This is a genomic window from Microbacterium esteraromaticum, from assembly GCF_900163815.1.
GTDB lineage: Bacteria > Actinomycetota > Actinomycetes > Actinomycetales > Microbacteriaceae > Microbacterium > Microbacterium esteraromaticum_B.
Map to the genome: position 1 here is coordinate 41,142 of NZ_FUKO01000048.1, position 10,340 is coordinate 51,481.

Here is a 10,340-nt window from a genome sequence, read left to right on the forward strand (position 1 = left end):
AGGGAATGAATGCTCCCAGCATCGCCGACGTGCCGGCACCGTGGCGAGCACTGGTGCAGGAAGTGCCGCCTGCGTCACGGTGGACGGAGATCGCCGAATCATCCCGCGGGTCGCCGGCGCGCTCGGCGTACGAGGTGGCGGCCCCAGCGCAGGCGCTGATCGCGAACCTCGATGACCGTGCTGCGCTGGAGGACTGTATCGACGTGATGGCGCTGCCCGCGGGAGCACGGGTCCTCGACGCGGCCTGTGGCCCCGGGGTCTCGAGCGCGCTGCTTGCGGGTCGCGGACACAAGGTCGTCGCGGTCGACCGCGACCAGCGGATGGCCGCGTTGGCCTGCGAAGTAGGGGCAGAGCAGGGCGTCAGCGTCATCGCCGCAGACCTGTCGGAACCGCTGCCTTTCGCTTCGGCGGAGTTCGATGCCGCCGTACTCGGAGACTGCTGGGACACCCGTTTCATGCCTGAGCTCACGCGCGTCGTGCGCACCGGGGGTTCGATCTGGGTGCGCCTGAGCAACATTCTCGCCCCCATCGGCTCCGGGGAGGATCTTGCTTGGGAGGCACGGTCATGGTCGGCGCTGAACGCCGGCTACCGGCGGGCCTTCGGTCCCGACAGCGCCCGATTCCTCTCTACGCTTCCGGCCGAGGGCTTCGATACCGCCGGAACCGTTCTGCGCCAGTCGACAGGCCGCCCCGGGGCCCTCACTGGCCTGCGACGCGCCCTGGACTTCGTGCTCTGGGAATCCCGCTTTCTTCAAGACGAACTCGACCCGGGGGAGTGGCGCCGGGTGCTCGAGGACTGGGATCCGGCTTCCGCTTCCCCGTGGTGGAGCAGGGATCACCCCCTCACGGTGCGAGCCTTCACCCTCTGGCGGCACACGGTCCGGCGGTGACGCCACTGCTCACAAGGCCGTTCAGTTGTGAGGCGAGGAATCTCTCCCCTAAGATAAAGATAATCATTCTCAATAAGCGGATGTCTGCTTGCCTCTACCCGAACTGGAAAGGTCCATACATATGCTCACTTCGACCCGTCTGCGAGGTGGCGCCCTGGTGGGTGTCCTCGCGCTTGCGGGTGGTTTGGCTCTCCCGACGGCTGCTTTCGCCGCCGAGGCTCCTGATGTCAAGGATGATCCGATCCACCTCGATACCGGGCATATCGATGCCTTCAACCTCGTCCTGAACGAGGACGACACTGCCCGTCTCGTTCTCAAGGAGGACGTGACCGGTTCGCATGTGCTGCGCACGCCTGAGTCGGTGACGCTCGCGGTGAAGAGTCAAGCCTTCTCGACCAATCTCCCCAGCGCAGGGGTGCCCGAGGGTGCACCGGCGGAGCTGTACCACCTTCCGCTGACGCAGGACCATGAGCTCATCTGGCCGGGCTGGGACAGCCAGTCGGTCGGATCGGTCTACGGCAGCCAGGCGAAGGTCGACATCGACGTGACAGCCGTGGACGGGCCAGGTGAGGTGTTCCTATGGACGACCGGTCAGTGGGGCGGCGTGGCACCGCTGCTGACCGAGGGGTGGACGTTCCCGGGAACCATCCACCAGGACTTCCTGGCGCATGTGCACGCCAACTGGGGTTTCACCCAGCCGGGCACCTACACGCTGACGGCGCACGCTGACGTGACCAGCGCCGACGGCACCCAGACGTCGACGAGTAACGAGGCGACCTACACGTTCGTCGTGGCTCCGGTCCCGACGGCGCTGTCCGTCTCCGGCGCCGAGGACGAGGTCGCACCGGGCGCCGAGGTCACTCTCACCGCCGCCCCGTCGCCCGCTGAGGCGACGTTCTCGACCTACGCCTGGCAGACGCGCGCATCGGCAGAAGCCGAGTGGACGACGGTGGACGGGGCAGCGACGTCGACGCTGACGGTCGACGCCGTCGCCGGCGCCCAGTACCGCGCGACGGTCTCCGGCGGCAAGGACTACGCCAGCGGCTCCGCTCAGCCGATCGTCGTGGAATCGGATCCGGTCACCATCTCCACCACCGGAGAGGACCCGGTGGAACAGACGATCTCCATCGCCCCGCTCGCCGACCACTATCACAGCGGCTCGCCGATCGATCTTCAGATCGTCGCCGACCCGGCCGTGGAGGACGGCACCTACCGCTGGTACCTGCAGCGCACCGATCAGGACCAGCCGGTCTTGATCGACGACGCAACCGGTGACAGACACCGCATCCCTGCTGCCGAACAGGCGCTGAACGGCGCCGAGGTCATCGCGGAGCTCGTCCAGGATGGCACGGTGCTGGCCACGTCCGAGGCCGTCACCATCGAGGTCGACGATCACGGCGCTGCACCGCTGCAGAAGGTCTCCGTCGGCGGCATCGCCGACCATTACCACACCGGCGCCACGGCGACGCTGACCGCGTCGGTCACTCCGGCCTCCGTGCTGAGCCGCTTCGAGTGGTATGTGCAGAAGGAGGGCGAGACCGCGCCGGTACTCGTCGAGGGCGAGAACGACGCGACCTACGCCTTCTCCGTCACCGAGGACCTCGCCGGAGCGGCAGTGATCGCCACGCTCACCTATGACAACGGCGACAGCTACGTGGAATCCGCCCCCGTCATCGTGAAACTCGACGATCACGGGCACGAGGTGCCGGACACCGACCTGACGATCTCGACGAACCGCGATGCGGACGACTACTGGGTCGGGCAGACGGCGACGCTGACGGCAGAGCAGTCCACCCCGACGGGCCTGACCGAGCACCAGTGGCTCGTGAAGCTTCCCGGCGCTGACGGCTTCGCCGCCGTGGACGGCCAGACCGCCGCCGAGTACTCGTTCAAGCCCACCCTCGCCAACAGCGGCGTCCAGGTGAAGGTCCAGCTCCTGCACGACGGTGAGATGCACGCCGAGTCGGCGCCGATCACCATCACGACGCAGCAGCGCGAGCCCGTCACGACTCTCACGGTGACCGCCGACAAGGAGTCGTACGCTGCCGGTGAGACGGCTCAGCTGACGAGCACGCAGAACCCGCAGACGGACGAGTCCCACTACCACTGGTACGTGAAGCGCGCGGGCGCCTCGGACTTCGTCTGGGTCGACCAGTCTCGCGACAAGGCTCTCGCCTACCCGGTCACTGCCGAGGACGACGGCGCGCAGCTCGTGTTGCGCCTGTTCGACGACACTCACGCGATGATCGCCGAATCCGAGCCGCACACGCTGGCCGTCGCCACCGGCGGCACGCACCCGCAGCCGATCACCGATCTGAGCATCGATGGTCTTGCCGCCGGCTACCACGTCGGTGAGACCGCGACGCTCACGGCGGTGCAGAACCCGGCGACGGACGAGGACCACTATCACTGGTTCATCCAGCGCTCGGGCGATGCGGACTTCTCCGTGATCTCCGGTGCCGGAGAGGCGACGCTCACGCATGAGGTCGCTGAGGCGGATGCCGGTGCACAGATCGTCGCGAAGCTGTACGACCATGACCACACTCTGGTCGCGGAGTCCGCTCCGGTGACGCTGACCGTGCTTCCGGGCGACCCCAAGCCCGCCACGGCGCCGTCCGCGCAGACGGAGGATGCGCTCGACGGCGTGGATGAGGGCGGCATCACCGCGTCCACGACCACTCCCACGGCCGGGCAGGTCATCACCGTCCAGGTCGGGGAGGGAACAGAGCACGCAGGCGAGTGGGTGGCTGCATGGCTGTTCTCCGACCCGGTGCTGCTGGGCGGCGACTGGGTCCAGGTCGGAGCGGACGGCACGATCGCGGTCACGATCCCGGCGGACACGACCGCGGAGGCTCACCGGCTCGCCGTGTTCGACGCGGACGGTCAGCTGATCGGCTGGCAGCAGTTGCAGGTCGCCGCCGCCACCAGCGACCCCGGTACCGGTGCGGGACCGGCCGGTCTGCCCAGTACGGGTGGGGAGATCAACGGCATCGTGCTCGGCACGGCCGGCATGCTCCTGGTCGCCGGCATGATCCTGCTCCTGGCGCGTCGCCGCCGCGGAGCGGACGGGATCGTCTCCGAGTAGGGATCCCGGGGCGGTGACGGGAGGGCTTCCCCGTCACCGCCCCCTCTTGTATGCATGCGATGCCTCGGCATCCGGAAAGGAACACGTGTCGCCCCCTCGCACCGTCGGCATCGCCGTCTCGATCGTCCTGGCGATGGCCGCGTCGGGATGCGCCAGTGCTTCCCCGACAGAACCGGACGACGGTCGTGTCCGCGTCGTGACCACGACAGGTATCCTCGCCGACCTCGCACAGCACGTCGCCGGGGATCGGGCAGAGGTGATCTCGCTCGTGCCGGAGGGCGGAGACCCGCACAGCTACGAGCCGTCGCTGCGCGACGTGCGCGATATCGTCTACGCCGATGTGGCCTTCTCCAACTACCTGATGCTCGAGGAGCAGAACCTCATCAAGGCGCTGGACACGAACCTGCCCGACGGGGTCCCGAACATCTCCCTGGCCGAGGAGGCCGTCAAGTACGCCGCGGAGATCATCCCTCTCGTCGAGGACGTGTCCCTGGACACGATCTGGCTCGGCCTGCGGGTGAAAGGAGACGGTGCCGAGCTGGGCGCGACCCGCTCCTCCGACATCCTGCTCTCCGCCACCGGCATGGAAGGGCCGGGAGATCTGATCGCCTACCTCACCGGAAGCTTCGGCGACGTCGACGTCTACTTCGACTCCTCCGACGGCTTCGACGCCGCCGGAGGGTACCGCGACGACACGGTGATCCTTCCCCCCGACGCGCACACGCACCTGAGCTGGGCGTTCACACAGCCGGGAATCTACACACTGGACCTGCAGGCGAAACTGCAGGTCGCTCCGGACCAGCAGCCCCTCGACGTCGCCACCGGGAAGGTCACCTTCGCCGTCGGCGTCGACCCGTACACGGTGCCGGGCACATCTGATCCCACAGTGCTGAACGGCGGCCACTCCGACATTACGATCGACCTGGACGAGGCAGGGTTCGAGGTCCTGCTGGATCACGAGCACGGCTCCGCAGACGTGCACCAGGAATTCTTCCCCCTCGATGAGGTGGTCGTGGAGGTGCCCAACAAGGCCCTGCACGAGATCCCCGGCGATCCCGCCTACCGGTTCCTGGGACGTGCAGGAGAGGCGATCTACCAGCTCCCGCAGGCGGTGCTCGGCAAGCACGTGCACGGGGAGATCGACCCGCACCTGTGGCAGAACGTCCGCAACGCCATGTCCTACACCGAGATCATCCGCGACACCCTTATCGAGGTTGATCCGGCCGGCACCGCCGACTACACGAAGAACGCCGCAGCGTACCTCCGGGAGCTCAGCGCACTGGACACCGAGGTGCGCGACACGATCGCCGAGATCCCTCGATCGCAGCGCACGCTCGTGACCACGCACGATGCGTTCGGCTACCTCGCGCAGGCCTACGACCTCGATATCTCCGGCTTCGTCACCCCGAACCCCGCGGTCGAGCCGTCTCTGGCCGAGCGGAAACGTCTGACCGAGACCATCCGCAACCTGCATGTACCCGCCGTGTTCCTCGAACCCAACCTCGCCGCCCGCTCCTCCACACTCGTCGAAGTGGCGAAGGACCAGGGGGTCGAGGTCTGCACCATCTACGGCGACGCCTTCAGCGAGACCGTGACCACCTATATCGACATGATGCGCTTCAACGCACGATCCATCCGCGACTGCCTCGGCACGCCCGAAGGAGAACAATGACCACCCGCCGCATCCGCCGCCCCCTCACCATGGCCTCCGCACTCATCCTGGCCGGACTCGCCGTGCTCGCGCCCGTGTCCGCCTCGGCAGAAGGCGACGACGATCTCGATCAGACGATCGACCCGAACCAGACGCAGGGGACAGGACAGGTCGTGCTCGACCAGGGGCACGTGGACTTCGGCCCCACGCTGAGCACGGGGGAGTGGATCGTCCAGATCCACGACGACACCGCACGACCCTCCTATTGGCGCCACCTCGACGACGTGGTCCTCAAGGTCGCCGACGCGGCCATCCTCCCCATCCCGGACGCAGAGGCGTACCGCTTCCTCGGACAGGAACCCGGCACCGAGGTGTGGGTGGTGCCGCAGACCCAGAATCCCGACGTCGTCTGGGCGGGGTGGAACACCCAGGAACCGAACGTGATCGAGTCACTGAACCTGGGGACGACCCTCAGCGTCCTGGGGATGGAAGGACCAGGCGATGTCGTGGTCTACCTGCAGAGCGGCAACTTCGGCGACCCGCAACCGTTGTGGTCGTCATTGGAGCCCTTCCCGCAGCAGTCGTGGATCGAGGTGAACCAGCACACCCACGCCAACTGGGTCTTCAGCGAACCGGGGATCTACCTCGTCGAACTCCAGTTCGATGCGGAGTTGAACACCGGCGAGTCCGTCTCCGCACGCGACACCCTCCGCTTCGTCGTCGGCGACGCCACGGATGCCGAGGAGGCATTCGGCATGGAGTTCGACCAGTCCGTCATCGCAGAGACCGCCGCCCCGGATCCGTCCGATGACACCGCCGGTCCGGCCGCAGACCGCGATCAGGACGGCGACGGCACGTTCGCGACTCTCATCTGGAGTGTGGTCGGAGTGGTCGCTGTCGTCCTCGTGATCGCGATCATCGTGGTCGTCACCGCATCTCGTCGGGCGAAGGCCCGCGCCCTCGCCGCCCGAAATGTGAAGGAACCGACCGAATGAGTGCCCTCGACGTCATCGACCTGACCGTCCACCTGGGCGGCAGGCGCGTCCTGCACGACATCGACCTGAGCGTTGAGACCGGTGAGTTCGTCGGTCTGATCGGACCGAACGGGGCAGGCAAGACCACTCTGCTGCGCTCTATCCTCGGCCTGATCCGCACCGAGAACGGCCGCGTCGACGTCGATGGCCGCACCGGCGCACAGGCGCGCTCCAGGATCGGCTACGTGCCGCAGCGTCACGAGTTCGCCTGGGACTTCCCCATCAGCGTCGAGGATGCCGTGATGACCGGCCGGATCCGGCGGATCGGATGGCTGCGCCGGCCCGGGGTGGCGGACTTCGACGCCGTGGCCGAGGCCCTCGAACGCGTCCACATGGACCACCTCAGAGCGCGGCCGGTCGGCGAGCTCTCCGGCGGACAGCGCCAACGCGTCCTCGTCGCCCGCGCACTCGCGCTGCGCCCACGGCTCCTGCTGCTGGACGAGCCGTTCACCGGTCTCGACATGCCCACCCAGGAGCTGCTCATCGAGCTGTTCCGAGATCTCGCCGCCGAGGACAAGGCCGTGCTGATGACGACCCACGACCTGGTCGGCGCCCTGCACGAATGCTCCCGCCTGTGCCTGATCAACCGCACCATCATCGCCGACGGCACAGCGTCGACCCTCAACGACCCTGAGATCTGGATGCGCGCCTTCGACGTGAAAGCCACCAACCCGCTGCTGAAGACCCTGGGGGTGTCGGCCTGATGCTCTCTCCCATCGACTTCATCCAGGACCTGCTCAACCCCGACCTGGGATTCCTACCCAAGGCGCTGATCATCGCCGTGATGTCCAGCATCGTCTGCGGAGTGATCGGCTGCTACGTGGTACTGCGCGGTATGGCATTCATCGGCGACGCCGTCGCCCATGCCGTCTTCCCCGGGCTCGCCGTCGCCTTCGTCATCCAGGGCAACCTGGTCCTCGGCGGCGCCGTCGCCGGCGTCCTGACGGCGATCCTCGTCGCCGTGTTCTCCCAGAACCGGCGGATCAAGGAGGACTCCATCATCGGGGTCTTCTTCGTCGCCGCCTTCGCCCTCGGCATCGTCGTCATCTCCCAGGCACCCGGATACGCCGGCTCTCTGCAGCAGTTCCTCTTCGGCTCCATCACCGGCATCCCCGACGAGGACATCTACACCGTCGCGATCACCGGCATCCTCCTGCTGCTGACGGTCTTCCTGTTCCACAAGGAGTTCGTCGCGGTCACCCTCGACCGCGAGATGGCACGCTCCACCGGCATCCCCGTCTTCGTCCTCGACCTCGTGCTCTACGTCATGGTCGCGATCGCGATCGTCATCTCCATCCAGACCATCGGCAACATCCTCGTCCTGGCTCTGCTGATCACCCCGGCCGCAGCGGCACGGCTGCTCACCGACCGGCTCGGGCTGATGATGCTCCTCGCCCCGATCATCGGCGGGTCCTCCGCCCTCGTCGGCCTCTACGTCTCGTGGAGCTTCGACCTCCCCGTCGGCGGCATGATCGTCCTCATCGCGACCGCCGTATTCCTTCTCGCCTGGTTCTTCGCCCCCCGGCACGGACTGCTGATGAACTACCTCCGCCGCCGCGCACAACCGGTCGAGACCGCCTCACCGTCGCCGACACCGGGACCCCGCCGGGAGGCCGCAGATTCCTCCGCACCGCACGTTGAAGAGAGTGTTCTCCGATGACCATCCTGCATCCGGCCCCACGACACCGCACCCGGGCGACCGGCGTAGCCGCATTGCTCGCACTGGCACTGACCGCGCTGACTCCGCTGAGCGCCAGCGCCGCAGCAGAACTGCCCGCTGCCGGCGCGACCCTCGCCCAGATCGCCCCTGGCGCCGACGGATCGCTCGAACTGGGCATCGCCGATACCAACGGGCAACCGGTGCTCTCAGACACGATGATCACCGTCGACGGCACGGCACGGTTCACCGCCCACTTGGACACCTCCGCCATGGATGCCACCGCGGGCACCGTGCAGCTCCGGTGGAGCGAGATCGTCCTCCCGGGCGGAGTAGCCGCCGACAACTCGGGCTCGACGACGCCGCAGGCCGTGGTCACCTCGGAGGACGGCAGCGCGTGGTTGTTGGGCACGGCGACGGACGCGCCTGAGCACGCGCCACTCGATGCGGGCGCCACCACTCCTACATCGTGGTATTTCACGGCACCGGGCGACTACTCTCTGACGGCCACGGCAACGCTGGTCGATGCCGAGGGGACGGTCGTGGGCGAGAGCGCGCCGACCACGATGTTGTTCCGAGTCACCGACCCGCTCCCACCCGCGCCAGCACCGGCCCCCGAGCCGGAACCGCAGACGGATACCGATCCAGAAGCCGGAGCCGAGGCCGAGGTCACCCCCGACGCCGACGGCGCGGGGGAGCAGGACACCCCCGCGCCGGGAGACGCCGGTACCACAGATGACGCGGAGGACATCCCCCAGCCCGACGGCCAGTCCGACCAGCCCGCCCCGCCGAGCCAGGAGAAGACCATCGTCGGCGCCGTCCACACCGACGCGGTCTCCGCATATGTCGACAACGGCACCCTCGTGCTGCAGTCCAAGGCGGACATGGACGTCGACGGAGATACGCAGATCGATCTCGGCAGCCGCCTCGAGACCCGGCGTCTGCTCTTCCACGTCAACGACAAGGCGAAGCAGGCCTTCCCGGGCGCACCAGGATACGAATTCCTCGGCGCACCGGGGAGCACCATCTGGATGGCGCCGCAGACGCAGGACCACGACATCATCTGGCCCGGCTTCAGCACGGAAGATCCCAACCTGCGCGCCGCCGTCGACCCCAACGCACGCCTCACGGTGACGCTCGACACGGTCACCGGACCCGGCGACGTCGAAGTGTTCCAGAACGGGCCATCCCGGGTGTTCAGCTCCAAGGACCAGCTGACGCCCTGGACCCTCGGTGTTCCCCAGCACACCCACATGAACTGGGTGTTCACCAAGGCCGGCACCTACACGCTGACCTTCTCGATGACCGGGAAGGTCGATGGCCGTCAGCAGACGGCGACGAACGACTACGTCTTCGTCGTCGGGGATCTCGATGCGCACACGCAATCCTCCTCGGTCACGCTGCGCAGCTCGACGAAGGAACTCGACGCCGGCGAGGCGATCCTGCTGACCAGCGAGGTCAGCCCCGCAGATGTCGTCGGCGCCGTGCAGTTCCGCGACGAGAAGAGCAACTCGATTCTCGGGCACACCCCCGTGAAAGACGGGAAAGCAGAACTCCGGACCGATTCGCTCACCTCCGGCGAGCACAGGATCGTCGCCGAGTTCATCCCCACCTGGAAGGACGACGTCACTGCCTCGCAGTCCACACCTGTCACCCTCACCGTCGCCGGCGAGGACACGCCCAAACCGGAGCACGACGACACCACCCCCGTCGACGATACGGAACTGGCCGGGGTGAAGCCCGCGACGAGCGTGAAGGTCACCAACGCCAAGAAGGAGGTCGCGCCCGCACCCGACGGCTCTCTCGCCGTGGCAGTGGACGAGCCGCACTTCGGAGAATGGGTCTCGGCGTGGAGCCATGACCCGAAGCCGGTCTGGCTCGGGTGGGTGCAAGCCGACCTCAAAGGCGCATTCTCGATCGACGTCCCCGAACAGATCGCCCCCGGCACGCACCGGCTCGTCCTCAAGAGCGTCGATGAGCCCGTGGTCGAGCGTGACGCCCGGGGCGCATTGCTGGCCCGGTG

At 67.5% G+C, this 10,340-nt stretch carries 7 protein-coding genes; all 7 read left to right on the forward strand.

Translation table 11 applies throughout. The features are described from left to right. Nucleotides 1-5 precede the first annotated feature (5 nt). Entirely contained in the window at nucleotides 6-890 is an 885-nt protein-coding gene (locus FM104_RS15605; RefSeq protein ID WP_179206835.1) for a class I SAM-dependent methyltransferase, read from the forward strand. Between the two features lie 121 nt (nucleotides 891-1,011). Continuing rightward, on the forward strand, nucleotides 1,012-3,975 hold the full coding sequence (locus FM104_RS15610) for a choice-of-anchor M domain-containing protein (RefSeq protein WP_087133149.1): 2,964 nt from the start codon (nucleotides 1,012-1,014) through the stop codon (nucleotides 3,973-3,975). 85 nt (nucleotides 3,976-4,060) lie between these two features. Further along, entirely contained in the window at nucleotides 4,061-5,647 is a 1,587-nt protein-coding gene (locus FM104_RS15615) for an anchored repeat ABC transporter, substrate-binding protein (protein ID WP_256971701.1), read from the forward strand. Continuing rightward, complete coding sequence (locus tag FM104_RS15620) at nucleotides 5,644-6,621, forward strand: choice-of-anchor M domain-containing protein (RefSeq protein WP_087133150.1); 978 nt, start codon at nucleotides 5,644-5,646, stop codon at nucleotides 6,619-6,621. The genes FM104_RS15615 and FM104_RS15620 overlap by 4 nt, the downstream gene beginning before the upstream one ends. Further along, entirely contained in the window at nucleotides 6,618-7,364 is a 747-nt protein-coding gene (locus FM104_RS15625) for an anchored repeat-type ABC transporter ATP-binding subunit (protein ID WP_087133151.1), read from the forward strand. The genes FM104_RS15620 and FM104_RS15625 overlap by 4 nt, the downstream gene beginning before the upstream one ends. After that, nucleotides 7,364-8,320 carry an anchored repeat-type ABC transporter permease subunit gene (locus tag FM104_RS15630; protein WP_087054423.1) on the forward strand — a complete coding sequence of 319 codons (957 nt, stop codon included), beginning with the start codon at nucleotides 7,364-7,366 and terminating at the stop codon, nucleotides 8,318-8,320. Before FM104_RS15625 ends, FM104_RS15630 begins: the two co-directional genes overlap by 1 nt. Then, a partial coding sequence (locus tag FM104_RS15635; RefSeq protein ID WP_087133152.1) for a choice-of-anchor M domain-containing protein occupies nucleotides 8,317-10,340 on the forward strand: 2,024 nt, incomplete at its 3' end. The genes FM104_RS15630 and FM104_RS15635, both read left to right, overlap by 4 nt.

What these genes read in the sequence shown, in the direction of transcription:
- FM104_RS15620 (WP_087133150.1), top strand. Translation starts at nt 5,644, where the DNA reads ATGACCACCCGCCGCATCCGCCGCCCCCTCACCATGGCCTCCGCACTC.
- FM104_RS15605 (WP_179206835.1), top strand. Translation starts at nt 6, where the DNA reads ATGAATGCTCCCAGCATCGCCGACGTGCCGGCACCGTGGCGAGCACTG.
- FM104_RS15610 (WP_087133149.1), top strand. Translation starts at nt 1,012, where the DNA reads ATGCTCACTTCGACCCGTCTGCGAGGTGGCGCCCTGGTGGGTGTCCTC.
- FM104_RS15625 (WP_087133151.1), top strand. Translation starts at nt 6,618, where the DNA reads ATGAGTGCCCTCGACGTCATCGACCTGACCGTCCACCTGGGCGGCAGG.
- FM104_RS15630 (WP_087054423.1), top strand. Translation starts at nt 7,364, where the DNA reads ATGCTCTCTCCCATCGACTTCATCCAGGACCTGCTCAACCCCGACCTG.